Raw genomic sequence first — 24,301 nt, 5'->3', positions numbered from 1 at the left:
ACTCAGCCGGAGGACCGAACCGGAGGACCGAACCGGAGGACCGAACCGAAAGGACCCCGCCCTACCCCGTCCCCGGGGTGACCAGGCCCGTCTCGTAGGCCAGGACGACCGCCTGGGCGCGGTCGCGCAGGCTCAGCTTGGCGAAGATCCGGGCCACATGGGTCTTCACGGTGGCCTCGCTGAGCGTGAACTCCCGGGCCAGTTCCGCATTGGAGAGGCCGTGGCCCATCAGGGTGAGCACCTCCCGCTCCCGCGGGGTGAGGGCGTCCAGGTCGGGGTGCGGCGCAGCGGTCGCGCCGCCGCGCGCGGCCGATGCCGAGGCGCAGCGCTCCACCAGTCGTCGGGTGATCGAGGGGGAGAGCAGTGCGTCGCCGGTGTCGACGAGCCGTACGGCGTTGGCGAGGTGCTCGGGCGTGACGTCCTTGAGCAGGAACCCGCTGGCTCCGGCGGCGAGGGCGGCGTAGACGTACTGGTCGAGGTCGAAGGTGGTCAGCATGATCACCCGGCATTCCGGGGCCTCGGCGAGGATCTGCCGGGCGGCCTCCAGTCCGTCCAGGCGGGGCATTCGGATGTCGAGGAGGACGACGTCGGGGCGCAGCCGGCGGACCTCCGTGACGGCCTCCACCCCGTCGGCGGCCACGCCCACCACGTCGATCCCCCGAGCCGTGAGGATCATGCGGAACCCCGCGCGGACGAGTTCCTGGTCGTCGGCGATGACCACCCGGGGCGAGGCGGCCCTCGGCTCCGGCCCGGCGGCCGGGGCGTTCGTGGTCACGGCCGCTCCAGCGGGAGGCGGGCACGCACCCGGTATCCGCCGCCGAGGCGGCGGCGTGCGTCGAAGTCCCCTCCGTACACGGCGACCCGCTCGCGCAGCCCGACCAGCCCGTGCCCCGCACCGTCCGCCTTCGGGCGCGACGGGGCGGACTCCCCCGGGTGCGCCGCGGGTATCCGGTCTCCGGACAGCACGCTCGGTCCGCTGTTGAGCACCTCGACCCTCAGTGCCCGATCCGCGTATCTGACCGTCACCTCGGCCTTCACCCCGTCCCCGTGTTTGAGTGCGTTGGTCAGTGCCTCCTGGATGATCCGGTAGGCGGTGACGTCGATCCCGGCCGGCAGCGGCCGCGGCTCGCCGGATATCCGGACCTCGACCGGCAGCCCGGCGAAGGCTATCCGGTCGATGAGCGGACTGAGCCGGCTCAGGCTCGGCTGCGGCGCCAACTCCACGGCCGGACGCCGTCCTTCGACGGCTCCGCCCCCGTACGGTTCGTCACGGCCGTCCTGCGCCGGTGCGAGCAGTCCCAGCAGGTGACGCAGTTCGGTCATGGTCGTACGCCCGGCCTTCTCCACGGCGGCCATCGCGGCCGCCGCCTCCACCGGCATCGTCGCCAACACCTCGCGCGCGGCGCCGGCTTGGACGATCATCAGGCTGACGTTGTGGCTGACTATGTCGTGGAGCTCCGCCGCTATCCGGGCCCGCTCCGCGTCCACCGCCGCCCGCGCCGCCGCCTCCCGCTCGCGCTCCAGCAGCCACCCCCGCTCCTCGATCGCCGCCCGGTGCGCCGCCCGGGCCCGCAGGAGCGCCGCCGTCAGCCCGCACCCCGCCGCCACCGCGCACACCGTGGCCACCACGGCAGCGACCGCCCATCCCGTCGTCACGACAACTGCCCTCCCCCGCCGGTGGTCGTCACCGTTCTCGATCTTCCAAGATTCTCCTACCCGACCTTCGCAGGCATCCCGCGTAGTCCACATCACCCTCCGGGTGCTGTCCCCGCGTACATCCCCAGGATGACGCGACCTCCCCTTTACATCCGGGGGGTGACGCGGCACGTCCGACGGGCCTTCTAGGTTCGTGCCATGCCCCTTCATCACGACAGCTCCGGCAAGGTCCCCCAGGTCGTCGTCCGCCTGGACCGCGTATCCAAGGAGTACGGCGACACCCTGGCTCTCGACGCGCTGTCCCTGGAGATCCGCCGGGGCGAAGCCGTCGCCGTGATGGGCCCCTCCGGCTGCGGGAAGTCCACCCTCCTCAACATGGTGGCGGGCCTGGACCGGCCGTCCGCCGGGACGATCGACGTGCACGGCCAGGACCTCGGCGGCCTCACCGAGACGGGCCTGGCCCTCTACCGGCGACGCGACGTCGGCATGATCTTCCAGTTCTTCAACCTCATCGACGATCTGCCGGCGCTCGACAACGTCGCGCTGGCGGCCCAGCTCACCGGCACCTCCGCCCGCCAGGCCCGCCGCCGCGCTCTGGAACTGCTCGACGAGCTCGGCGTCGCCGACCGGCGCAACAACTATCCGGCGACCCTGAGCGGCGGCGAACGCCAACGGGTGGGCGTGGCACGGGCACTGATGAACCGTCCGGCCCTGCTCCTGGCGGACGAGCCGACCGGGGCCCTCGACAGCCGCTCGGGCGAGCAGGTGATGGACCTGCTGATCGACCTCAACCAGATAGGCCAAACCCTGCTGATCGTCACCCACGACCCGCACCTGGCCACCCGCTGCGCCAGCCGCCTCGTCGAGATGGCCGACGGCCGCATTGCCCGCGAACGCAGCCTGGACGGCGGAACCTTGAACGGCGATCCCTTGAAGGGCGAGTCCTTGAAGGGCGAGTCCTTGGAAGGCGAGTCCTTGGAAGGCGAGACCCCGAACGGCATGATCCCGCACGGCGAGACCCCGAACGGCAAGCCCCTCGAGCGTTCCGCGTGAGCGCCGTATGGCGCGCCTCCCGGGCCGCCGTGAAGCGCCGCAGGGTCCAGACCTTCGTCATCGGCCTCGTCGTCCTCTGCTCCACCACCACCGTGCTGCTCGCGCTCGGCCTCCTCGCCGCCGCCTCGGCCCCCTTCGACAAGGCGTACACCGCGCAGCGCGGCGCGCACACCGTGGCGACGTACGACCCCGCGAAGGTCTCCGACGCCCAGCTCGCGCAGACGGCGCACCGTCCGGGGGTCGCGGCCGCCGCGGGACCGTTCCCCCAGGCGGTCGTCGACGTGCCCACGGACTGGATCGGGAGTCCGCCGGGCCCCCTCACTGTCGTGGGGCGCGCCGATCCGGCCGGGCCGGTGGACCGCGTCCGGATGCGGCAGGGGCGCTGGGCCGAGGCGCCCGGCGAGATCGTCGTCAACTGGAGCACCAACGGCACGCCGGACGCCGAACTCGTCGGCACAAAACTGGAAGTACCCGGGCTCCCGACGCTCACCGTCGTCGGTTTCGCGACGAGCATGAGCCGGTCGGCCGCCGCCTGGGTGACGCCCGAGCAGGCCGAGGCCCTCCACCCGAAGTCCACGCAGATGCTCTACCGCTTCACCGACCCGTCCACCGGCGCGCAGCTGCGCGACTCACTCGCCCGGGCCACGGACGGACTTCCCGCGGACTCGGTGACGGCCGCGCAGACCCACCTCACCCTCAAGAAGGCCTTCTCCGCCCGCGCGGACGCCTATCTGCCCTTCATCTCCCTCTTCGGCCTCCTCGGCCTGCTCGTCTCCTCCCTGATCGTCGCGAACGTGGTCAGCGGCGCCGTGGTCTCCGGAAGTCGGCACATCGGCGTGCTCAAAGCCATCGGCTTCACGCCGAACCAGGTCGTCGCCGTCTACCTGACGATTGTCTCGGTCCCCGCGGTGGCCGGCTGCCTCTTCGGCACCCTGCTCGGGAACGCGCTGGCCGCGCCCATCCTGCAGATCGCGTTCTCCGGCATCGAGACCGGGATGGCGGGCGTGGGCACCCTCTCGCCCTGGCTCAGCGTCGCCTGCCTGGCCGGGATGCCCGCCTTGGTGCTGCTGACCGCTCTCATACCGGCCCTGCGCGCGCACCGGCTGCCGGCCGCGCGGGCCATCAGCGCGGGCGGCGCGCCCCGCACCGGGCGCGGGCTGCGCGTCCAGCGCGTACTGGCCTCCTCCCGGCTGCCGCGCTCCGTCAGCCTGGGCCTCGGCCACCCGTTCGCCCGCCCGGGCCGGGCCTTCATGACCATGGCCGCCATCGTCCTCGGTGTCGCCACGGTGACCCTGGCGACCGGGCTGACCAGCACGATGGTCTCGTACGCACAGACTGCCCGCGGCCCCGGCGGAACCGTGGTCTACGTCGCGGTCGGCGGCCACGGCGACAACCCCGTCGAACCGCTGCTGACCGACGCGCAGATCGAGGAGCGGCTGCGGTCACTGGGGGCGCAGGAGTTCCGGGCCCGCGCGCTGACCCAGGTCGGGCTGGTCGGGTACGCGCAGCCCGCGTTCGGGAACTTCTACCGGGGGAACCCGTCCCCGCCCGAGTCCTTCGTCGAGGGCCGTCCGCCCAGCGGACCCGGTGAGATCGCGGCGGGTCCCTCGTTCCTCACCGAACGCGGCCTGGCGGTGGGAGACCGGGTCACCCTGGAGGCCAACGGGAGGCGGGCGGTGGCGACCGTCGTCGGCCGGCTGATCGACAGCGACGCGCGCTCCCTGGAATCCACGTGGGAGACCCTCGGCCAACTCGCCCCGGACAGCCGCCCGGTCGAGTACACCGTCCGGCTCGGCCGGGGAGCGGACGACCGCGCCTACGCGGACGCCGTCGCCGCGGCCGACCCCGGACTGCACGCCGAGGTGGTGGACTCCGCCAAGGTCAACGCCGCCACCACCACGGTCGTCGGTTTCTCCTCGGTGTTCTCGGTCGTGCTGGCCCTGGTCGCCTCGCTCGGCGTCTTCAACACCGTGCTGCTGAACACCCGCGACCGCCGCCGCGACCTGGGCATGCTCAAGTCGATCGGCATGACCCCACGCCAGGTGGTCGCGATGACGGTGACCTCGGTGACCGGACTGGGCCTGGTCGGCGGGCTGCTCGGGATCCCCCTCGGGATCGTCGCGCACCGGCTCGTCGTGGACAACGTGGGCATCGTCGCCTTCCCCGAGTCGATGAAGGACGTCTGGCACGCGCCGCAGCTCGCCGGGATGTTGTGCGCGGGGGTCGCGATCGCCGTCCTGGGGGCGCTGGTCCCGGCCCGTTCGGCGGCCCGGATGACCATCGCCGCGGCCCTGCACACCGAGTAGCGCCCGCCGTCCGCCCCGCAGGGCTCGCAGGCGCTCAGCCCTGCGGGTCCCCGTTCCCGTTCCCGTCCCCGTCCCCGTCCCCGGAAGCAGCCTCCACGATGCGCCCGTCGCGCAGCTCCACCACCCGGTCCGCCAGTTCCATCAGCGCCGGGTCGTGCGTGGCCACCAGCGCGGTGACCCCCTCGCTGCGCACCACGGCGCGCAGCAGCCGCATGATCTGCCGGCCCGTGTCGGAGTCGAGCTGGCCGGTCGGCTCGTCGGCGATGATCAGATCGGGCTCGTTGGCGAGGGCCCGGGCGACGGCGACCCGCTGCTGCTGGCCGCCGGAGAGTTCGCCGGGGCGCTGCTCGGTCTGTTCGGAGAGCCCGACGAGGGCGAGCAGGGTGCGGGCCCGTTCCTCGCGCTGCTTCGCCGGTACCTTGCGCAGCCGCATCGGGACCCCGACGTTCTCGGCGGCGGTCAGTGCGGGGATCAGGCCGAAGGACTGGAAGACGAAGCCGATCCGGTCGCGGCGCAGCGCAAGCCGGCCGTCCTCGTCGAGGCCGGCGAGATCGGTGCCGTCGAGGGCGACGCTGCCGCCGGTCGGGGTGTCGAGGCCGCCGACCAGGTTCAGCAGGGTGGTCTTGCCCGAGCCGGACCTCCCCTTGAGCGCGGTGAGTTCGCCGCGGCGGACCTCGAAGGACACTCCGCGCAGGGCGTGCACCGCCTGCTGACCGGTCCCGAAACTGCGCCGCACGTCGTCGACCACCACCATCGGCGCCCCGGCGTCCTGCCGCGGTCCGGGTCCCGGTTCCTGTCGCCGTTCCTGGTCGTGCGTCATGCTGCGGCTCCCCCTCCAAGCTGAATGCGGTGTTCTTGCGGTCCCGCCCCCACGATTTGTTCATCCGTTGCAGTACTCACGCAAGTCCCTTCCGCTCTCTGTTCGAATCTGGCAGCATCGTCCGGTATCCGGGGATACCAGTCCGGTGCGGGGGAGGAACAGGCACATGCTCGGCTTCGTCGTGCGCCGGTTGCGCGGGCGATTGCCGCTCGCAGCCGCCGTACTGCTGACCGTTTTGATCACCACGACCGTGCTCACCGCGCTCTTCGCCTTCACCCGCGGAGTCGGCGACGCCGGACTGCGCCAGGCCCTCGCGGGGCCCGGTCTCGCGCGCGGCACCGTGCTGGTCACGGGTTCCCACGCGGCGGCCGACCGGGCCGAGGACGACGAGGCGGTACGGGACTTCGCGCGCGGGCTGTTCGGCCCCCTCCCGACCGGCGCCGAGAGCGTGGCGCGCAGCCGTTCGTACGGGCTGCCGGGCCCGCACACTCCCGGCAAGGACGCCGATCTGACCTTGCTGGCGGCCTTCGCCAAGGACCGCGTGCGGCTTCTGGCGGGCACCTGGCCGCAACCCGTCGCGGGAGCGCTCTCTGATCGGACCCCCGTTCCCGTGGCTGTGCCGAAGGCGGCGCTGGACCGGCTCGGGCTCGCCGAGGGAGCGCTCCCCGCCCGGGTGCGGCTCGACGACCGGTACGGCGGCTCCCCGCTGACCGTGCTGGTGACCGGCGTCTACCGCGCGGCCGACCCGGACTCCCCGTACTGGCGGCTCGATCCGCTCGGTGCGCGCGGTCTCCAGGTCGCCGGATTCGCCACCTACGGGCCGCTGCTGGTGGACGACTCCGCCTTCACCGCCGGCGGACTGGTCCAGGACAGCCGCGCCGTGCTCCTCACCGCCGACTTCTCCACCGTGGACGCGGCCGGGGCCGAGGCCGTCCGCGGCCGGGCCGCCGCGGCCCTGAAGGAACTCCAGGGCACGTCCGGGCTCGCCCCGGCGACCGAGCTTCCGGCGCTGCTCGGGGAATTGCGGTCGGGCCTGACCGTCGCCCGCTCCACGCTGCTGGTCGGCGCACTGCAACTGGCCGTGCTCGCGGGGGCGGCCCTGCTGCTCGTCTCGCACCTGCTGACGGAGCGCCAGGAGGGGGAGCGCTCCCTGCTCGCCGCGCGCGGCGCCTCCCGCAGCCGGCTCGGTGTCCTCACCGCGGTCCAGTCGCTGCTGCTGGCACTGCCCGCGGCCCTCCTCGCGCCCCTGCTGACCCCGCCGCTGCTGCGCCTCCTCGGCGGCTACGGCTCGCTGGCGCACGTCCCGTTCGCGGTCACGCGGAGCTGGCTGCTCTGGCCCGTCGCCGCGGGCTGCGCCCTCGGCTGCGTCGTGCTGACCACCCTCCCGGTCGTCCTGCGGGGCGTCGCCTCGGCCGCCCTGCACCGGACCGGCCGCCGCCAGGCGCTCGTCGCCGGCGCCGCCCGGTCCGGCGCGGACCTGGCGCTGGTGGCCCTGGCCGTACTCGCCTACGAGCAGCTCTCCCGCTACGGCGCGGGCGGCTCCGGCCCGGCCTCGCGGTCCGACGGACCGTTCGGCGTGGACCCGGTCCTGGTCGCCGCCCCGACGCTGGCCCTGTGCGCGGGCACCCTGCTCGTACTGAGGCTGCTGCCCTTCGTGGCGCGGCTCGGCGCGCGGATCGCCGCCCGGGGCCGGGGGCTGGGTCCGGCGCTCGTCGGCTGGCAGTTGGCGCGCCGGCCCGGACGGGCCACGGGGCCGGTGCTGCTGCTCGTACTCGCCGTCTCCAGCGGGGTCCTCGCGCTCGGCCAGCACACCGCCTGGTCCGCGTCCCAGCGCGACCAGGCCGATTTCACCACCGCCGGGGGCCTGCTGATGTCCGGGAGCGACGTGCCCTCGCTGGGCCGGGGCGGCCGGTACGCGGCGCTGCCCGGCGGGGAGCGCGTCCTGCCGGTGCTCCGTGCCCGGCAGGACCTGCCGGGCGGGCGCACCGGCCAGGTCATGGCACTCGACGCGGCGGCCGCCGCCGACCGGCTCGCGCTCCGGGCCGACCTGCGCGACGGGCGCAGCATGCGGGAGCTGTTCGCCCCGCTGACCCCCGCCCCTGCCCCCGCCGCCTCCCCCGCCTCCGCGCCTGCCACCGGCCTCCCTCTCCCCGGCCGGCCTCAGCGCATCGACCTCTCGGTCTCCGTACGCTCCACCGGCGCGGGCGGCCGCCCCGGCCTCGGGCTGCTGCTGCGCGACCGGTTCGGCATCACCTACCGGGCCGCGATGGTGACGCTCCCGGAGAACGGTGACGCCACCGTGTCGGTGCACATCGGCTCGATGCTCGGCGCCCCCATCGGGTCGGCCGCCACCCCGCTCAGCCTGGCCGGGCTCGTCTTCTCGTACGACCGCGAAGGCCCGCTCCCCGGGACCGATCCGAACGCCGATGCGGGTGCCGGCTCCGGCTCCGGCGAGCCCGCCACCATCAAGATCTTCGACGAGCTGACCGTACGCGGCCTCGCGGTCGCCCAGACCCGGGACGGCGCGGCGGCGCCGGTAGCGATGCCCACACCCGGCTGGAAGCTGTCGGCCCCGCCGCTCAACGACGGCTCCCCGGCCGCCGAACTGCTCCCGGGCTCCGATCCCGCACCGGGCGGCCCGGCCCCGATCAAGCTGCGCTACCGGGACGGTTCCGGCGAACGCGGCGGCGTCCAGGCCAGTCTGACGCCGGGTCCCGCTCCGGCCGCCGAGATTCCGGGGATCGCCACCCGGGCGTACCTGTCCGCGATCGGTGGAGCCGTGGGCGATCTGGTGCCGGTCAAACTGGACGGCGTCACCCTCTCGGTCCGGGTCACCGCCGCGATCGGTTCCCTGCCCGTGGCCGGCGACACCGCGATCGCCATCGACCTGGACACGGCCGCCCGACTGCTCGCGTCGGGCGGCCGTGAGCTGCCGACGCCCGGCGAATGGTGGCTGCCGGCCGCCTCCGCCGACGACCCGGCCCCGGCCCGTGCCGCCGCGGAACTGCGCTCCGGCGCGGGCTCCCAGCAAGTGCGGCTGCGCGAGGAGGTGGCCGCGACCCTGCTGGACGATCCGCTCAGCGCGGGTCCGCAGGGGGCGCTGGCCGCGCTCGCGGCGGCCTGCGCGGTGCTCGCGGCGATCGGCTTCGCCGCCTCCGCCGCGGCCGCCGCCCGGGAGCGCTCCCGCGAGTTCTCGGTGCTGATGGCCCTGGGTGCCCGGCGGCGGGACCTGTCCCGGACGGCCACCGCCGAAAGCTGCCTGCTGGTCGGGCTCGGCACCGCGGTCGGGGTGGGTCTGGGCGTGGTCATCGTCCACCTCGTCGTGCCGCTGACCGTGCTGACCCCGGCGGCCGGCCGGCCGGAGCCCGCGGTGCTGGTGGACCTGCCCGCGGTGCGGATCCTGCTGCTCGCCGCCGCCATCGCCGCCGTACCGCTGCTGTCGGCGGTCTTCGGCGGGCGGCGCAATCAGAACCGCTCGAAGCCGGCCGACCGGCTGCGGCACGTGGAGGACATATGACCGGGCCGGCCGCGACCGACGCCGACCGGCGCGCCCCGGGCGGCGCCGACCCGCAGACACCTCAGCAGTCCGCCCCCCGCCCCGTGCCCCCGCCCGCGCCCTGGGTGCGGACGCGGCTGCGCGCGACCCCGCTGAGCGCCCTGCTCGGTGCGGCCCTGGCCTTCGTCGCCGTCCTGCTCGCCGCGGCCCTGCCGCGTGCCATGGACCGGGGCACCGACCAGGCGCTGCGCTCCTTCCTGGAGTCCCGCGGGCCGGCCCAGACCAGCCTGTACGTCAGCGCGCGCCCCCGCTACGGGGAGGAGAGCGCGCAGAACCTGGACGAGGTACTGGCCACGCTGCTCGCCCGTACCGCCCCGGGGTTCGGGGTCGCCCCCGAGGGCCCGGTCCACGGTTCCACCGCGGGTGCCCGTCCGCTGGCCAACCGCGGCCTGGCCGCCCCCGACGGGGTCCCGCCCCAGTTGGGCCTCCACCACCTGCGCACGGCCTCCGAGCACGTCCGCCTGGTGGAAGGACACTGGCCGGGCGCCCCCGCCCCCGCCCCCGGCAGTCCCGTACCCATCGCCCTGTCGCAGAGCGCCGCGAAAACCATAGGCATCCGGCTCGGCATGGTGCTGGAGACCACCACCGGCCAGGGCTTGACCACGATGAAGGCGGAGGTCGTCGGTCTCTACGCCGCCAACGACGACGCCGAGGGCTACTGGACCGACTTCACCTGCCTCCTCAAGGCCTGCCGCAACATGACCACGACCCAGCCTCCGCAGGCGTTCTGGCGCACCGAGGCACTCGTCGGCGCGGAGGCACTCGGCCGGCTCCCCGACTGGGGCGAGAGGCAAAGCGCAGACTTCTGGCGGATCCCCGTGGACACCAGGACGCTGCGGTCCGACCGGCTCCCGGCCACCGCCAAGGCGGTCGCCTCGTACCTCAGCGGCCCGACCGCGACGCGCCTCACCCGGGAGACCGGGCGGAGCGACCTGAGCTTCACGTCCCGTCTCCCCGAGCAGTTCGCGCTGGCCGAGGCCCGGCGCCAGGCGGCCGCGCCGCTCGGCGCGATGGGCCCGGCCGGGGTGGCCGGAGTGGCGTTCGTGGTGTTCTGCCTGGCGGCCGGGCTCACCGGGGACCGGCGGGAGGCGGAGCTGCGGCTGCTGCTGGCCCGCGGCGGTTCCCGCGCGGGCATCGTGCGCCGGCTGCTCGCGGAGAACGCGGTCACCGTCCTGCCGGCCGCCGCCCTCGCGGCCGTGCTCGCGTTGGTCCTGCTGCCGACCCCCCGCTCGGCGGGGACCGTGCTGGCCGCTTCGGCCGCCACGCTCCTGGCGCTGCTGGCCGTTCCCGTACGGGCCTTCGTGCTGCTGTCGCCGAAGCGCCCGCCGGGTCCTCGGCGGCGGCTGGTCGCCGAGCTGCTCGCCCTGGCTGCCACCGCGGCCGCGGTGTTCGAGGTCCGCTCGCGCGGGGTCGCTCCGGCCGGCGCCGGGGTGGATCCGCTGCTGATCGCCGCTCCGCTGCTGCTCGCCCTCTGTGGCGGCCTGCTGCTGGCCCGGCTCCAGCCCGCCCTGGTCGGGGCGTTGGCCCGGGCGGCCGGGCGGGGCCCGGGGCTGATCGGCTTCCTCGGGCTGGCGCGCGCCGCGCGGGGCACCGGGGGCCGGGCACGTCCGTCCGTACTGCCGCTGATCGCGATGCTGCTGGCCGTCACGACCGGGGGCTTCGGTGCCACGGTACTGACCGCGACGTCCGACGCCCGCTTCGCGGCGGCCCGTGCGGCCGTCGGCGGCGACGCGCAGCTGACGGCGCCGGGCGACACGCTCCCGGACGCCCTGACGTCGGCGGCGGCCGCGCTGCCCGGCGTACGGTCCTCCGTGAAGGTGTGGACGGAGGACAACGTGCACCTCTACGGCACCAAGGCGGGCGGCACTCAGATCTCCGTGGTCGTCGCGGACCCGGTGGAGTACGCGAAACTGTCGGCGGCGGCCGGGAGCGGCCGGTTCGATCCGGCGCTCCTGGCGACCGGCGCCGCCGGCACCTCGGGCGCGACCGTGCCCGCGCTGATCAGCCGGGACCTCTCCGGCGGCGACGCCTCCGGCTACCGGCTGCGGCTGGAGAACGGCGGGGAACTGACGCTCAGGACCGTCGGAGTGATCGACGGCACCCCCGCCCGGCCCGGCGCCAAGCACGCCACCGTGGTCCTGCCCGCGGCCCAAGTGCGGGCCGCCGTACCGCAGATGGGGCTGCCCAACGGCTGGTTCGCGCTCGGCACGGTCGACCGGCACCGGCTGGAGCAGGTGGTCCGCACCGTGGACCCGGCGGCCGGCGAGGAGCGCTACCGCGTCCGCACCAGCTCCGCCCTGGCCGCGGAACTGGGCTCCGATCCGCTCCAGCGCTCCGCCGTGCGGCTGTTCTGGGCCTCGCTGGCCGGAGCCGCGGGCTTCGCGCTGCTGGCGGTCCTGCTGACCCTGGTCCGGGCCGCCCCCGACCGGGCCGCGCTGCTCGCCCGGCTGCGCACGATGGGCCTGCGGCCCCGGCAGGGGGTCCTGCTGATCCTGGTGGAGTCGGTGCCCCTGGCCCTGGCCGCCGCGATCGGCGGCGCACTGCTCGCGGTGGGCGCCGTCGCGCTGCTGGGCCCGGCCGTGGACCTGTCCACGCTGGTCGGCGCCCGGGTGCCGGCCGGTCTGCCGGTCCTCGTCAGGCCCGTACTGACCCAGGCGCTGGGCCTGGCCGTCCTCGTCGCGGGGGCCGTGCTCGCGGAAGCGGCGATCTCCGGCAGGCGACAGATCACGACCGAGTTGAGAGCGGGAGACCAGCGGTGAACAGCGATCAGCCCACCTACGAGGAGCTGCGGCGGCAGGCCCTGGCCGCCGCCGAGCCCCGCCGGCACGCCGCGCACACGGCCATCGCCTGCGACCGCCTGGTCCGGATCTTCAGCACGGACGGGGTCGAGGTACAGGCCCTGCAAGGGCTGGAACTGACCGTGGCGCAGGGCGACCTGATGGCCCTGGTCGGCGCGTCCGGCAGCGGGAAGTCCACGCTCCTGAACATCCTCGCGGGGCTGGACGTGCCCACGGCCGGCACCGCCAGCGTCGGCGGCTACGACCTGCTGGAGATGTCGGCGCGCGACCGGCTGCGCTACCGGCGCGAGGCCGTCGGCTTCGTCTGGCAGCAGACGGCCCGCAACCTGCTGCCCTTCCTGACGACGGCGCAGAACATCGCCCTGCCGATGCAGTTGAAGGGCGGGCGGCGGGCGGCCGCCAAGCGCCACGCGGTCCGGACCGGCGAGCTCCTCGAAGCGCTGGAGATCGGCGAGCTGGCGGACCGCCGCCCCGCCGAGCTCTCCGGCGGCCAGCAGCAGCGCGTGGCGATCGCGGTGGCGATGGCGAACGATCCGGCGGTGCTGCTCGCCGACGAGCCGACGGGCGAACTGGACTCCGAGACGGGCGGGGCGATCTTCGAGGCCTTCCGCACCGTCAACCGGGAACTGGGCGCGACCGTGGTCATCGTGACCCACGACCCGCTCGTCGCGGGCGAGGTGCGGCGTACGGTGGCGATGCGCGACGGCCGCACCAGCAGCGAGGTGCTGCGCCGTACGGTCACCGACGAGCACGGGGCCGAGTCGGTGAGCGAGCGCGAGTACGTGATGCTCGACCGCACGGGGCGCGTACAGCTCCCGCAGAAGTTCCTGGAGGCCCTGGGCATGGAACACCGGGTGGCGGTGGACCTGGCCGCGGACCACATCGAACTCCGCCCGGACGACGCGACCGCCCCGCCGGCGGACGGCATCGGTGCCGGCCCCGGCACACCGGGGGCGGCCGCGGGCTGATCCGAACCTTCCGGCGCGCGTCACTTCCGTGGCCCGGGTGTCGTTAGGCGCTCGGGGTTGACTCGGGGGTCGAAGGGATGACGGAATGCGGCAGTTTCCTCTGGAGATGCACCACATGGCACCCGGCCGGGTCGTCGAGTGGCGGTTGCGGTCCACGGCCGGGGCGCAGTCCCCGGGCTCGGACGGCGCCGACGGCACGGCGGACAGAAGGGCCTCCTTCAACCAGGACAAGCACTTCACCGTCGCCGAGGAGAGCCGCGCGGCCGACGACCCGACCGCGTCCTGGATCGCCGTCACCTTCGAGGTCGCGGGCCCGCTGGACGAAGACGCCCTGACCGGGTCCCTGCTGGCGTTCGTACGCCGCCACGAGGTGCTGCGCTGCGAGTTCCGGCGCCTGGCCGGGGAGTTGGCGTGCGCTCCGATCCCGGCCGCCGAACTGGCTCTGGACACCGTCCGGGTCGCCGAGTTCGACCGCACCGAGGAACTGACCGGCTTCCTCGTGGAGCGGTTCAAGCGGAGCATCGACACGCTGTCCTGGCCACTGTTCACGATGGGCGCCGTCCTGCGCGAGGAATCGGCGACCGTCTACCTGGCCTTCGACCACATCGTCTGCGACGGCATGTCGATGCCGATCGTGGTCCAGGAGGTCGAGAGGGGTTACGAGGCCCTGCGCCGGGGCGAGTTGCCTGATCCGGCGCCCGCACCGAGCTATCTCGACTTCGCCGAGGAGCAGCGCGCGCGCTATCTGTCCATCGACGCGGACGACGAACGGCTGGGCTACTGGAAGAAGTTCATGGCGAGCGGCGGCGGCGAGTTCTTCCCGCGCTTCCCGCTCGAACTGGGCGTGGAGCCCGGCCGGATGTACTCGATCGTGAACGAGGCCTCACCGCTGCTGGACGCCGCGGAGGCGGAGGTCTTCGAGAAGGCCTGTCTGGAGGTGGGCGGCAAGCCGTTCATGGGCGTGCTCGCCGCCGTCGCGGTCTGTCTGCGCGAGGCGGGCGGTCCGGGGGTCTACCGGGGGTTCATGCCGGTGAGCGAGCGCGGCCGGGCCGGGTGGGGCCACTCGGTGGGCTGGTTCGTCAACACCATGCCCATCGAGTTCGACGCCTCGCCGGGCCGGGACTTCGAGCAGGTCATGTCCTCGGTGCGAGCCGGCTTCAACGAGATGATCGGCCACATCGACGTACCCTTCGTGCGCGCCTGGGAACTGCTCGCCCCCCGCGAGTTCGCCGCCCGTTCCTGGCCGTACCCGGTGAACTTCTTCTCGTACATCGACATGCGCAAGGTCCCGGGCGCCGAGCGCCACGAGGACTGGCGGCCCACCTCCCACGTGTGGTCGGCCCAGGCCAACGGCGCCTGCTCCTGGTTCCAGCGGGACGCGGAGGGGCTGCACATGAACTCGATCTACTCGGACACCCCCGCCGCCCGCCGCACCATGGACGGTTTCCTGGAGGCCCTGCGCGAGACGGTGCGGGAGATCGCCCGCCACGGATCGCTGCGCCGGCCCATCGCGCTGACCCCGCCGCGCCGGCCCCAGCGGACCCCGCTCGACGTGGCCGCGTTGGCCCGCCGAGGCTGATCCCGGACCGCGACCACAGACGGCGGGTCTCGACGGCACCTCCCGACAACGGCTCCCGACGGCGCCTCCCGACAGCAGGCCTCAGAGGCGGGCCGCGCGGGCGCGCAGCAGGGCCTGCTCCCGGGCGTTGCGGGTGAGCGAGGCCGCGCGTTCGAACTCCGCGCGGGCCTCCGCCGGGCGGCCGAGCCGCTCCAGCAGGTCTCCCCGTACGCTCGGCAGCAAATGGTAGGAGCGCAGGGCCGGTTCCGCCGTCAGGGCGTCGACCAGGGGGAGTGCCACCGCCGGGCCCTCGGCCATCGAGACGGCGACGGCACGGTTGAGCTCGATCACCGGTGACGGGATCAGCAGGACGAGCCGTCCGTACAGGGCTGCGATCGTGGGCCAGTCGGTGTCCTCGTAGCGGACGGCGTCGGCGTGACAGCCGGCGATGGCGGCCTGGAGGGAGTAGGGGCCGGTGCCCGCCCGGTGCAGGGCCTCGACCCCGCGCCGGATCAGCAGGCGGTTCCACTTGGACCGGTTCTGGTCGGCGAGCAGCACCGGCTCCCCGTCCGGGCCGGTGCGGGTGGCGATGCGCGAGGCCTGGAACTCCAGCAGCGCCGCCAGGCCGTGCACCTCGGGCTCCTTGGGCATCAGCCCGGCCAGGACCCGGGCGAGGCGCAGGGCGTCCTCGCACAGGGCGGGGCGGACGAGGTCGTCTCCGGCGGTCGCGGAATAGCCCTCGTTGAAGACGAGGTAGATGACCTCCAGCACGGAGGCGAGGCGCTCTTCGCGGTCCGCCCCGTACGGGACCTCGAAGGGCACCGCCGCCTTCGCGAGCGCCCGCTTCGCGCGGACGATCCGCTGGGCGACGGTCGGTTCGGGGCAGAGGAAGGCGCGGGCGATCTCCTGGGTCGTCAGGCCGCCCATCAGCCGCAGGGTCAGCGCGATCCGGGCCTCGGTGGCGAGGACCGGGTGGCAGGCGGTGAAGATCAGCCGCAGCAGGTCGTCGTCGATGGATTGGGGATCGGCGAGCGCGGCCTCCTCCTCCGGTGGCGGGACGTCCTCCAGGGTGCGGCCCACTTCGGCGAGCTTGCGCGCGTAGGTCTCCTTGCGGCGTACGAGGTCGATGGCCCGGTACTTGGCGGTGGCCATAAGCCAGGCCCCCGGTTTGTCGGGCACGCCGGAGACCGGCCACTGTTCCAGCGCCGCGACCAGCGCGTCCTGGGTGATCTCCTCGGCGATGCCGACGTCCCGCACGATCCGGGCGACGCCCGCGATGATCCGCGCGGACTCGATCCTGAACACCGCTTCGACCGCTCGGGTCGCACTCACTGCCGTCACGGCCACCCATCAGAGCAGCCGTGACGAGGCAGGGCAAACGGGCGCGGGATGCCGGGCGCGGGATGGCCGGCGCGGCGCCGGGCGGCGCCGCGCCGTCAGCTTCCGTCGAGCTGACGGAGCTCGGCGCCGACCGTCCAGTTCTCCGGGTGGATCTCCAGGAAGCGCTTGGTCCACTCCAGCGCCTCGTCCTTGTCCTTGCACTGCATGAGGGCGTACCCGCCGACGACCTCCTTGGTCTCGGTGAAGGGCCCGTCGGTGTAGCTGAGCTTGCCGCCGGACCAGGTGACCCGGGTCCCTTCGGAGGTGGGGAGCAGACCGGCGGTGTCGAGCATGACCCCGGCCTTGGTGATCTCCTCCATCAGGGCGCCCATGCGGTCGCTGAAGTCGGCCGGGAAGGGGGTGTCGGGGGTGAGGCTCTGCTCGTCGATGCGGATGAGCGAAAGGAAGCGCGGCATGGTGACTCCTCGGTGGTGGAGGACGGGGCCCTTCCCCGCTCTCACCCCTGCGTCGAACGGGAGACGCCGGGATCGACAGCTTCCCGGAAGAATCTTCGGGGACTTTCGGGACGCGCACGGCGGCCCGGATTCCGGTCTCCGCCCCCACCGGAGCTACCGGCGAGTAGGATCGCCGGGCCCAGGCCCCTCCGAGAGGATCCCCCGATGCCGCGCATGCCTTCCTCGCCGCTCCTGCTCGCCGGTCTGCTGGCCGGCGCGGCGGTGGCGCACGCCGTCGCCCCCAAGCAGTTCGACGCGATCGTGCCGCGCTCGCTGCCCGGCAGCCCGCGCCGGTGGACGTACGCGAGCGGCGCGGCCGAACTCGCGCTCGCGGCCGGGGTCGCCCACCCGCGCACGCGCAGGATCGCGGCACTGGCCACGGCGGCGTTCTTCGTCGGCGTGTTCCCCGCGAACGTCAAGATGGCCGTCGACGCCCGCCACCGCTCCCCCGCCCTGCGGGCCGTGGCCCTGGGCCGGCTGCCGCTCCAGGTCCCGCTGGTGCTGTGGGCCCGCAAAGTCGGCCGGAACGCGGCGGGCTGAGGCCACCGACCGCGGACCACCGAGCCACCGCTCCGGCGTCAGCGACTGTCGCCCGTCCAGTCCCAGTGACCGGGATCGGACGCGCGGCGGCGGTAGTGGGCCCGGCCCCCGGGCCCGTAGCGCCCTATCTCCGTCGGGAGCCGGGCCTCCTCGGCGAGCTGCGGACCGCTCCAGCCCGTGATGTCGAGCAGCAGCCCGTCGAGGGGGCCGCCGACGAGCTCTCCGTAGGCGTGCCCCGGGAGCGGGCCCGGGTCGGGGTCGTCGTGGTCGGCGCCGTAGACCCGGCGCCGGAGCATCCTGTCGTCCATACCGGTCAGCTTCACAGACGGCACTGACAACGGCCCCGAGCGGCGATGATGAGAGCCGTTCGGATCGCACGGCACACGAAGCGGAGCACCATCCATGGCACGTCGGGTACACCAGCCACTGGAGGACCAGGAGTTCGAGTTCATCCTCGGCATGACGGACGGGCCGGTGCTCGCCTACTTCTGCGGCAGCTGGCCCAAGGCGCTGGAGCCCTGCCGTGCGATGGACTCGGTCGTCGCCGCACTGGCGCAGGAGTACGGGACCCGGCTGACTGCGGTGCGCGTGGACATCACCCGCTGTCCCGCGCAGACCAAGCGGTACGAGGTGACGGGCGCCCCGACGGCCGTGCTCATCGCGGGCGGCGAGCCGGTGGCGACGCAGGCGGGGCCGGTGACGGCGCAGGAGCTCCGGACGTTCCTCGACGCGCACCTCTGAGGCTTCGGCCGCGGTGCTGCCGGGGCGCACGGACGTGGGCGGCGGCCCCGGCCCCGTCGATGGCCCACCGCGGGTTCGGTGCCGGCGGCGGTTCAGTGGCCGGCGGCGGCGCTGAGCCTCTGGAACATGGCCTCGTCCAGGTCCAGCCCCCGCTGTGCCTGGTTGATGGCCTGCGAGCTGTAGACCCCGGTCGAGCGGGCGGCCAGCACGGCGTCCCGCGAGGCCGCGATCACGCCGAGCCGCAGGTCCACGTACTGCTCACGGGCTCCGTCGATCGCCGGGACGCCGATCGCCTCGTCCTTCCGGTCCAGCCGGGCGTCCTCGCGGACCTTCGCGAGGAGCTCCGGCGCGTACGGACTCCCGTCGCCCCGTACGAGGCCGGGCTCCTCCAGTACGGCCCGGCCGGCCTCGGCGACCTCTTGCAGCAGCCGCCGGTACTCCTCCTGGAAGCGGACCGGGTCGTCGCCGGAGATCTTCACGGACCGGATGACGGCGGGCAGGGTCAGGCCCAGGCTGTCCTTGAGCAGCGCCCGGACCCGGACGTTGACGAGGCCCACGACGAGGCCGACGGCGGTGGCCAGGGCCACGGAGAAGAGGAAGTTCCCGGCGACCCCGGCGAGGGAGACCGTTCCGGCCATGGCCGCGATCGCGGAGCGCAGCAGCACCAGCGCGGAGGCGTCGTTGACGAGGCCTTCGCCCTCCAGCATGGTCAGCAGCCGCGACGGGAGGCCGAGTTGTTTGCCCATGGAGGTCGCGGCGACCGCGTCGGTGGGGCTGATGACGGCGCCGAGGGCGAAGGCGGCGGGCCAGCCGAGGCCGGGCATGAGCCAGTGGAAGAGCCAGCCCGCCCCGAGGGTGGTGACGGCCACGAGCAGCACCGCGAGACCGCTGATCGCCTTGATGTTGCGGCGGAAGTCCGACGCGGGCATGTTCACGGCCGCGGAATAGAGCAGCGGTGGCAGCACGCCCGCGAGCACCCATTCCGGTTCGACGGCGAGCGCCGGCACGCCCGGTACGAAGCTGAGGGCGAGGCCGACGACCACCAGGCTCAGCGGGGCGGCGAGGCCGAGCCGCTTCGAGAAGGCGGCGACGGCGACGATGCTACTGACGCCGACGATCGAGACGAGGGTCATTTCCATGCGCGGTACAGAGCCTCAGGGGTGTTCGGGGACGATTTGTCCACCGCACGCCCCGTGGTTTTACCGCATCAAAAATTGAGCGACTCAACTTTTGACGCGGCCCACGCCGCCGCTACTCGGCGGGCGCCGGCTGCGGCAGCAGAGCGACCGCCCGCCGCTCCAGCGCCAGGGCGCCGTCCACGAGCCCGGCGCAAGCGTCGAAGAGCTCCCGCCGTCCCGCGGAGTCCGCGTCGGGGTCCGCCGTGCGGGCCAGCTCCGCGAGCCGCGACCACTGCCGGCCGGAGTCGCGGAAGAGCGCGGCCGCCTCGCCGTGCCCGGCGAGGTCGAGGAAGTCCGCGTACAGCGGCCGGGTGGCGCCCGGGGCGGTCCACTCCTCCTCCAGGCACGCGTGCAGCCGCCCCGCGCCCACGGCGAAGGCCCCGGGGGTGGCGAAGCGGCGCTCCCAGCCCGTCTTGGTGCTGGTGTCGCGCAGCTGTGCGGCGAACTTCTCCATGCCGGAGAAGCCGAAGTTGACGTCGAAGTGGTTGCCGAGGACCGGTCCGGTGAGGCGGGAGACGGTGGCGGCGATCGCCGCGTCCAGGTCGGGTTCGCCGGCGGGCTTTCCGGTGGTCACCACCATCTGGTGGCGGCCCTTCTTGTGCCCGGACCAGGCCGCGCCGAACTCCTCGCGGCCGATCTCGTACGGGGCTCCGGCGCCGTCCAGACCCGCCGCCGGGTCGTCGACCCGGAAGGTGTCCCCGTCGTAGCCGACCACGGCCACCACGTACGGATCGGCGGCGGTCAGCTCGGCCATCGGAGCGGGGCCGTGCCAGGGCAGGGCGGACCGGTCGACGGTGCAGAACACCGGCGCCCCGGCGTCGAGCGCGGCCTCGACGCGGTGCCAGCGGGGCTTGGCGCTGCGCGTGGCCTCGTACGGGATGCGCAGGCGGCCGAGGGCGACCTGGACCCAGGGGTCGGGGTGGGCCTGGGCGACGATCGTCGGCATCGGCGGCCGGCCCGCGTACTCGAACACGAAGTACATGAAGCCGATACCGCCCGCCAGGCCCGCGACCAGGGCCTCTTCGTGCACGCTGCCGAGCGCGTGCCGGATCAGCGTGGCCTCGCGGTGGTGTCCGGGGGCGAAGTCTTCATATACGAGCGCAGTCATGCGGTCAGCGTAGCCGCGCCGCGGGCCGTCAGCCGCGACCCGACTTCCTGTACAGTTGTCCAGGAAGTCGGCGGGGCCGCCCTCCGCTCACCCCGACCCCCCGGGAGGTGGCCGTGCACACGGTCGCAACGATCCTCATCGGCCTCGTCGCCGCACTGCACGCGTACTTCCTGGTCCTGGAGATGTTCCTGTGGCAGCGGCCGCCCGGCCGCGCCCTCTCGGGCCTCGACGCCGACACGGCCCGCCTCACCGCCCCGCTCGCCGCGAACCAGGGCCTCTACAACGGGTTCCTCGCCGCCGGCCTGGTCTGGTCGCTCGTCACCGACTCGCTCGCCACGCAGATCTTCTTCCTCGTCTGCGTGATCGTCGCCGGGGCGTACGGGGCCGCGACCGCCAACCGCCGCATCCTCATCGCCCAGGCCCTGCCCGGCGCCCTCGCCCTGGGCGCGGCCCTGCTCGCCGGATGACCTCCCGTACGGACCCGCGCACCGCCCGCACCAAGGCCCGGCTGCGCGAGAGCCTCCTCGCGGAGTGCGCGGACGGGCCGCTCGGCGAGGTCAGCGTCTCGGCGGTGGTGCGCCGGGCCGGCGTCGGCCGGGCCACGTTCTACCTGCATTACGAGGACCTGACCGCGCTCGCGGTGGACGCGTGCGCCGACGTCGTGCACGCGGCCGTCGATGCCCTGCACGCCTGGCAGACGGATCCGTCGGCGCTCCCCCCGGCCCGTCCCCCGGCCGCGCTGGCCGCCTTCCTCGGCGGCGCCGCCGAGCGGGCACCGCTCTACCGCGCTCTGCTCCTGCCGGGCGGCGGCGGACCGCTCGGCGAACGCCTGTACCGGGAGCTGCGCGAGCGCAGCCGGGCCGAACGCGCCGCGGTGGGCGCCCCGCGCCCCGAACTGGTGGCTTCGGCCGTGGCCGCCACCTTCACCGCCGTGCTCGCGGACTGGCTGCACGGCGACCTGCGCGGCGACCCGCCCGCCGGCCTGACGGACCCGGCCGGCCCGGCCGACCTGGCGGACCCGGCCGGCCCGGCCGACCTGGCGGACCCGGCCGACCTGGCGGACCGGATCTGGTCGCTCCTCATCGCCCTGCACCGGGCGGGGTGAGCCCCGCCGCGGTTCAGTGCTGCCGCGCCGCCAGTCCGGTCTCGGCCATGACCCGGGTGACGGTGTCCTCCAGCGAGTGCTCCGCCTCGATGACGCTCTCCCAGTCGCCGGGCAGCAGGTCGAGCGGCCGGTACCACTCGCGCATTTCCGCCTCGCCGTAGTCGGCCGCCTGCGGTGTGCCCGCGTGCCGCCGCAGGGTCTCCTCGAACGGCACGTCGAGGTAGTAGAAGTGGGTCGGCCCGCGGTGGGCCCGGCGCAGGGCGTCGAGCATGGGGCCGTAGCGGTCCGCGTAGAGGATCCCCTCGACGATCACGTGGAAGCCGTGGTCCAGCGCGTAGCGCGCCACGCTGCCGATGAGTCCGATGTTCGCCGCGCCGGGCGCGTCCGGCTCGCGCAGGACGACGCGGCGCAGGTTGTCCTGGCCCACGAGCGCGAGGCCCCGGCCGTGGCGGTCTCGGATGCCCTCCGCCACGGAGGACTTGCCCGCGGCGGAGTTGCCGCGCAGCACGATCAGCCGGGTGTCCGGCGTGCCGGTCATCATCCGGCCCACGCTACCCGCCCGCCCGGAACGTGCGTGAGCCCCGCCGGAAGATCAGGCGGGGCTCACGTCACGGGCCGGGCTCGTGAAGTGGTGCTACCCGATGGTGACCACCTGCTCCGCCTGGGGTCCCTTCGGCCCCTGCGTCACGTCGTACTCGACCTTCGCGCCTTCCGCCAGCTCCTTGAAGCCGGTGGTCTGGATTGCGGAGAAGTGCACGAACACGTCGGGGCCACCGTCGTCCTGCTGGATGAAGCCGAACCCCTTCTCCGAGTTGAACCACTTCACGATGCCAGTTGCCATCTGTACTGATCCTTCACAACGTTCCACCGGCCGCACACGCGGCCGGACCCGATCCTGCCCATTGATCGGCCCGAGCACACGCCAAGCGCGGCCGACCGGGGCGCTTCCGGATATTCGAACCTTTCTCCGTCCCGTCCGTGAAACGGGGGAGCAGGCCTTCGCACGGGCCCTTGGGAGGGCTCTCGGCGGGGCGCTCCGAAGGAGTCTTCGAGAGGGGACGGACATGGGCGAGCTCGCGACGTTCCGGGTGCCGGCTCGGATCACGGGAACGACGGCGGACATCATGCTCGGCGGGGCGATGGTCCGCGCCTGGCAGCGCGACGGGATCTTCCAAGTGGCCGCCGACGGACGGCAGGAGGCCCGCACGCGGGCCGCGCTGGCGGCGAGCCGGCGCTTCTTCGCCCGGCCCGCGGCGGAGAAGGCCGCGTACGTCAACGACACCTCGTACAGCGGGTACATCGCCTCGGGCGAGGAGGTGACGGCCGGGCGGCCGGACGCCTCGGAGATCTTCACCATCACCCCCGACATCCCTGCGGCGGCGGCCGCCGGCCTGCCCTGCCACGGTCCGGTCCCCTGGCCCTCCCCCGGCTACCAGGCCGCCATGGAGGCCTACTTGGCGGGCGTCGGCGGGCTCGGCGAGCGGCTGCTGCGGCTCGTGGCCCTCGGGCTCGGACTCGGTCCGGCCGGCATCGACCGGCTCGCGGGCCTGACCCGCGGCGGCTGGCACCACATGCGGGTGCTGCGCTTCCCCGCCGCGCGGCGCACCGCGGAGCGCGGGATCGGCGCCCACACCGACTACGGGCTGCTCGTGATCGCCGCCCAGGACGAGGCGGGCGGTCTCTTCGTACGACCTCCGGTGGCGGGCGAGGACCGCCCGCGCAACTGGCTGCCGGGCGAGAGCACGGCGGGCTTCGCCGAGGACCGGCCCGGCTGGAGCGCCGTACGGCCCGTGGCGCGGGTGCTGACGGTGTTCCCCGGGGACATCCTCCAGTTCATGACCGGCGGCGCGCTGCTGTCGACCCCGCACCGGGTGCGGCCGGCGGACCGGGAGCGGTACGCCCTCGCCTACTTCCACGAGCCGCGCTTCGGCGCCCGGATCCGCCCCCTCGACCCCGTGCGGTCCCAGCTGTCCGGGGAAGGCGGCGCGGAGGCCGCGATGATCCACTACGGGGAGCACTTCACCCGGATGTTCATGCGGTGCTATCCGCAGCGGGCAACAACGCGGCGGATCGAGAGCCAGGGACTGCTGCGGCACCTCGCCGCGACCCGCTGAGCCGGCAGCCCAGGCAGTCGGCGTGGCCGGAGTGCGCGAGGGTGTCGCGGACCCGCCAGTCCCACTGGCTCGCCGGACGGGGACCGCTCGGCTTGCCCCAGCCGGCGAGGTGCAGGAGCCAGGTGGCGAGGCCCGCCGCCACGACGACCCCCAGGCCGATCCAGATGCCGGGGGTCCAAGAGGCGCACAGGGCCGCGCCCGCCGCCGCGCTTCCCACCAGTGCGATCGCGGTGCCGGTCCAGCCCGCCACGGTGTGGCCGAGGTCCACGTGGCCGTGAGCGCTCATGACTCTCCCCTTCGTCCGCTTCGTCTGCTTCGTCGGTTCAGTAGGCTCGAACGGCGTTCTCTCACGGAGAAAGCCATTTATCTCACGAGCTAAGTAACTTAGATGCTAAGGAGTAACTGCGTGCAGGGCAAGCCCCGCCCCGCGGCCACGGTCCAGGAAGCGCTCTCGCGCATGGACCGGTACGTCGCCCTCGGCATCGTCGGCCAGCAGGAGGTGGCGCAGCTCCTGGGGCTGAACGTCACCGACCTGACCTGCCTCGGCCACATCCTGGGCGCCGGGGAGGACCCGCTCGGCGCGGGCGACCTCGCCGAGCTGACCAGCCTCACCACCGGCGCGGTGACCGGGGTGCTCAACCGCCTGGAGCGCGCCGGGTACGCGAGCCGGCAGCCCGATCCCGCCGACCGGCGCCGCGTACGGGTGGTCGCGGAGCCGGCGGCCGCCGCGCGGATCTTCGCCGTCTACGAGCCCTTCTACGCGCGGCTCGGCGCGGTGTTCGCCGAGTACACCCCCGACGAGGTCGCCGTCATCGCCGACTGGTTCGGGCGCGCGACGGCCGAGGTCACCGCCCATCTGGACCGGGTTCGGGCCGGGGAGCTCGGGCCGGTGGCCCCTTAGGCCCGATGGTAAAATTCGCCTTTTGGCGACGTTCGCGTCGTACTCCCGATCATCTTGCCCAAAC

Annotated in this window: 23 protein-coding genes; 12 read left to right on the top strand and 11 right to left on the bottom strand. The window is 74.0% G+C overall.

Annotated features, from left to right (window positions below; genetic code table 11):
* Nucleotides 1-61: 61 nt before the first annotated feature.
* The gene (locus tag ACIQV3_RS01300) at nt 62-775 is read right to left on the bottom strand and encodes a response regulator (RefSeq protein ID WP_403708521.1); all 714 of its coding nucleotides are present in this window, start codon (nt 773-775) and stop codon (nt 62-64) included.
* Nucleotides 772-1,656 (bottom strand): sensor histidine kinase, encoded by an 885-nt coding sequence (locus ACIQV3_RS01295; RefSeq protein ID WP_403708519.1) that lies wholly within the window; start codon nt 1,654-1,656, stop codon nt 772-774. Before ACIQV3_RS01295 ends, ACIQV3_RS01300 begins: the two co-directional genes overlap by 4 nt.
* A gap of 198 nt (nt 1,657-1,854) precedes the next feature.
* Here ACIQV3_RS01295 and ACIQV3_RS01290 point away from each other — a divergent pair, with 198 nt between their 5' ends.
* Nucleotides 1,855-2,709: an ABC transporter ATP-binding protein gene (locus ACIQV3_RS01290; protein WP_403708517.1), complete on the top strand. Its 855-nt coding sequence runs from the start codon at nt 1,855-1,857 to the stop codon at nt 2,707-2,709.
* On the top strand, nt 2,706-5,015 hold the full coding sequence (locus ACIQV3_RS01285) for an FtsX-like permease family protein (protein ID WP_403708515.1): 2,310 nt from the start codon (nt 2,706-2,708) through the stop codon (nt 5,013-5,015). Before ACIQV3_RS01290 ends, ACIQV3_RS01285 begins: the two co-directional genes overlap by 4 nt.
* Before the next feature lie 34 nt (nt 5,016-5,049).
* Here ACIQV3_RS01285 and ACIQV3_RS01280 read toward each other — a convergent pair whose 3' ends face one another.
* A complete protein-coding gene (locus tag ACIQV3_RS01280; protein ID WP_403709128.1) occupies nt 5,050-5,769 on the bottom strand; it encodes an ABC transporter ATP-binding protein in 720 nt (239 codons plus the stop codon).
* A 232-nt stretch (nt 5,770-6,001) separates the two neighbouring features.
* Between ACIQV3_RS01280 and ACIQV3_RS01275 the strand changes: the two genes are divergently transcribed.
* The 4 genes from ACIQV3_RS01275 (at nt 6,002) to ACIQV3_RS01260 (ending at nt 14,736) form a co-directional block, all read left to right on the top strand.
* Complete coding sequence (locus tag ACIQV3_RS01275) at nt 6,002-9,352, top strand: FtsX-like permease family protein (RefSeq protein WP_403708513.1); 3,351 nt, start codon at nt 6,002-6,004, stop codon at nt 9,350-9,352.
* Nucleotides 9,349-12,150, top strand: coding sequence for a hypothetical protein (locus ACIQV3_RS01270; RefSeq protein ID WP_403708511.1), 2,802 nt, complete (start codon nt 9,349-9,351; stop codon nt 12,148-12,150). Before ACIQV3_RS01275 ends, ACIQV3_RS01270 begins: the two co-directional genes overlap by 4 nt.
* Nucleotides 12,147-13,157: an ABC transporter ATP-binding protein gene (locus ACIQV3_RS01265; RefSeq protein ID WP_403708509.1), complete on the top strand. Its 1,011-nt coding sequence runs from the start codon at nt 12,147-12,149 to the stop codon at nt 13,155-13,157. Before ACIQV3_RS01270 ends, ACIQV3_RS01265 begins: the two co-directional genes overlap by 4 nt.
* Nucleotides 13,158-13,242: 85 nt before the next feature.
* Nucleotides 13,243-14,736, top strand: a complete 1,494-nt coding sequence (locus tag ACIQV3_RS01260; RefSeq protein WP_403708507.1) for a condensation domain-containing protein — start codon at nt 13,243-13,245, stop codon at nt 14,734-14,736.
* Nucleotides 14,737-14,817: 81 nt separating this feature from the next.
* Here the strand turns inward: ACIQV3_RS01260 and ACIQV3_RS01255 are convergent, their stop codons facing one another.
* Nucleotides 14,818-16,047 (bottom strand): RNA polymerase sigma factor, encoded by a 1,230-nt coding sequence (locus ACIQV3_RS01255; RefSeq protein WP_403708505.1) that lies wholly within the window; start codon nt 16,045-16,047, stop codon nt 14,818-14,820.
* A gap of 104 nt (nt 16,048-16,151) precedes the next feature.
* A complete protein-coding gene (locus ACIQV3_RS01250) occupies nt 16,152-16,511 on the bottom strand; it encodes a YciI family protein (protein ID WP_403708503.1) in 360 nt (119 codons plus the stop codon).
* Between the two features lie 204 nt (nt 16,512-16,715).
* Here ACIQV3_RS01250 and ACIQV3_RS01245 point away from each other — a divergent pair, with 204 nt between their 5' ends.
* Nucleotides 16,716-17,090 (top strand): hypothetical protein, encoded by a 375-nt coding sequence (locus ACIQV3_RS01245; protein ID WP_403708501.1) that lies wholly within the window; start codon nt 16,716-16,718, stop codon nt 17,088-17,090.
* 38 nt (nt 17,091-17,128) lie between these two features.
* Here ACIQV3_RS01245 and ACIQV3_RS01240 read toward each other — a convergent pair whose 3' ends face one another.
* Entirely contained in the window at nt 17,129-17,398 is a 270-nt protein-coding gene (locus tag ACIQV3_RS01240) for a hypothetical protein (protein ID WP_266875700.1), read from the bottom strand.
* A gap of 94 nt (nt 17,399-17,492) precedes the next feature.
* Here ACIQV3_RS01240 and ACIQV3_RS01235 point away from each other — a divergent pair, with 94 nt between their 5' ends.
* On the top strand, nt 17,493-17,831 hold the full coding sequence (locus ACIQV3_RS01235; protein WP_403708499.1) for a thioredoxin family protein: 339 nt from the start codon (nt 17,493-17,495) through the stop codon (nt 17,829-17,831).
* 92 nt (nt 17,832-17,923) lie between these two features.
* Here the strand turns inward: ACIQV3_RS01235 and ACIQV3_RS01230 are convergent, their stop codons facing one another.
* Both ACIQV3_RS01230 and ACIQV3_RS01225 read right to left on the bottom strand, forming a co-directional pair.
* Entirely contained in the window at nt 17,924-18,970 is a 1,047-nt protein-coding gene (locus tag ACIQV3_RS01230) for a cation:proton antiporter (protein WP_403708497.1), read from the bottom strand.
* A gap of 112 nt (nt 18,971-19,082) precedes the next feature.
* Nucleotides 19,083-20,117 carry a BtrH N-terminal domain-containing protein gene (locus tag ACIQV3_RS01225; protein WP_403708495.1) on the bottom strand — a complete coding sequence of 345 codons (1,035 nt, stop codon included), beginning with the start codon at nt 20,115-20,117 and terminating at the stop codon, nt 19,083-19,085.
* Nucleotides 20,118-20,230: 113 nt separating this feature from the next.
* On the opposite strand from ACIQV3_RS01225, the gene ACIQV3_RS01220 reads away from it, so the two are divergent.
* The gene (locus tag ACIQV3_RS01220) at nt 20,231-20,584 is read left to right on the top strand and encodes a DUF1304 domain-containing protein (RefSeq protein ID WP_403708493.1); all 354 of its coding nucleotides are present in this window, start codon (nt 20,231-20,233) and stop codon (nt 20,582-20,584) included.
* Nucleotides 20,581-21,222 carry a TetR/AcrR family transcriptional regulator gene (locus ACIQV3_RS01215; protein WP_403708491.1) on the top strand — a complete coding sequence of 214 codons (642 nt, stop codon included), beginning with the start codon at nt 20,581-20,583 and terminating at the stop codon, nt 21,220-21,222. Before ACIQV3_RS01220 ends, ACIQV3_RS01215 begins: the two co-directional genes overlap by 4 nt.
* Before the next feature lie 13 nt (nt 21,223-21,235).
* Here ACIQV3_RS01215 and ACIQV3_RS01210 read toward each other — a convergent pair whose 3' ends face one another.
* Both ACIQV3_RS01210 and ACIQV3_RS01205 read right to left on the bottom strand, forming a co-directional pair.
* Nucleotides 21,236-21,760: an AAA family ATPase gene (locus ACIQV3_RS01210; RefSeq protein ID WP_403709126.1), complete on the bottom strand. Its 525-nt coding sequence runs from the start codon at nt 21,758-21,760 to the stop codon at nt 21,236-21,238.
* A 96-nt stretch (nt 21,761-21,856) separates the two neighbouring features.
* On the bottom strand, nt 21,857-22,063 hold the full coding sequence (locus tag ACIQV3_RS01205) for a cold-shock protein (RefSeq protein ID WP_388495703.1): 207 nt from the start codon (nt 22,061-22,063) through the stop codon (nt 21,857-21,859).
* A 223-nt stretch (nt 22,064-22,286) separates the two neighbouring features.
* On the opposite strand from ACIQV3_RS01205, the gene ACIQV3_RS01200 reads away from it, so the two are divergent.
* On the top strand, nt 22,287-23,336 hold the full coding sequence (locus ACIQV3_RS01200) for a 2-oxoglutarate and iron-dependent oxygenase domain-containing protein (RefSeq protein WP_403708488.1): 1,050 nt from the start codon (nt 22,287-22,289) through the stop codon (nt 23,334-23,336).
* Here the strand turns inward: ACIQV3_RS01200 and ACIQV3_RS01195 are convergent.
* Entirely contained in the window at nt 23,254-23,622 is a 369-nt protein-coding gene (locus ACIQV3_RS01195; protein WP_403708486.1) for an HGxxPAAW family protein, read from the bottom strand. The two genes, ACIQV3_RS01200 and ACIQV3_RS01195, sit on opposite strands and share 83 nt — an antisense overlap.
* Nucleotides 23,623-23,742: 120 nt before the next feature.
* Between ACIQV3_RS01195 and ACIQV3_RS01190 the strand changes: the two genes are divergently transcribed.
* Entirely contained in the window at nt 23,743-24,237 is a 495-nt protein-coding gene (locus ACIQV3_RS01190) for a MarR family transcriptional regulator (RefSeq protein WP_403708484.1), read from the top strand.
* Nucleotides 24,238-24,301 lie beyond the last annotated feature (64 nt).

Origin of the sequence: Streptomyces sp. NPDC099050, assembly GCF_044759865.1 — a bacterium.
Classification (GTDB): domain Bacteria; phylum Actinomycetota; class Actinomycetes; order Streptomycetales; family Streptomycetaceae; genus Streptomyces.
This window is presented reverse-complemented; position numbering and strand designations above follow the sequence as displayed.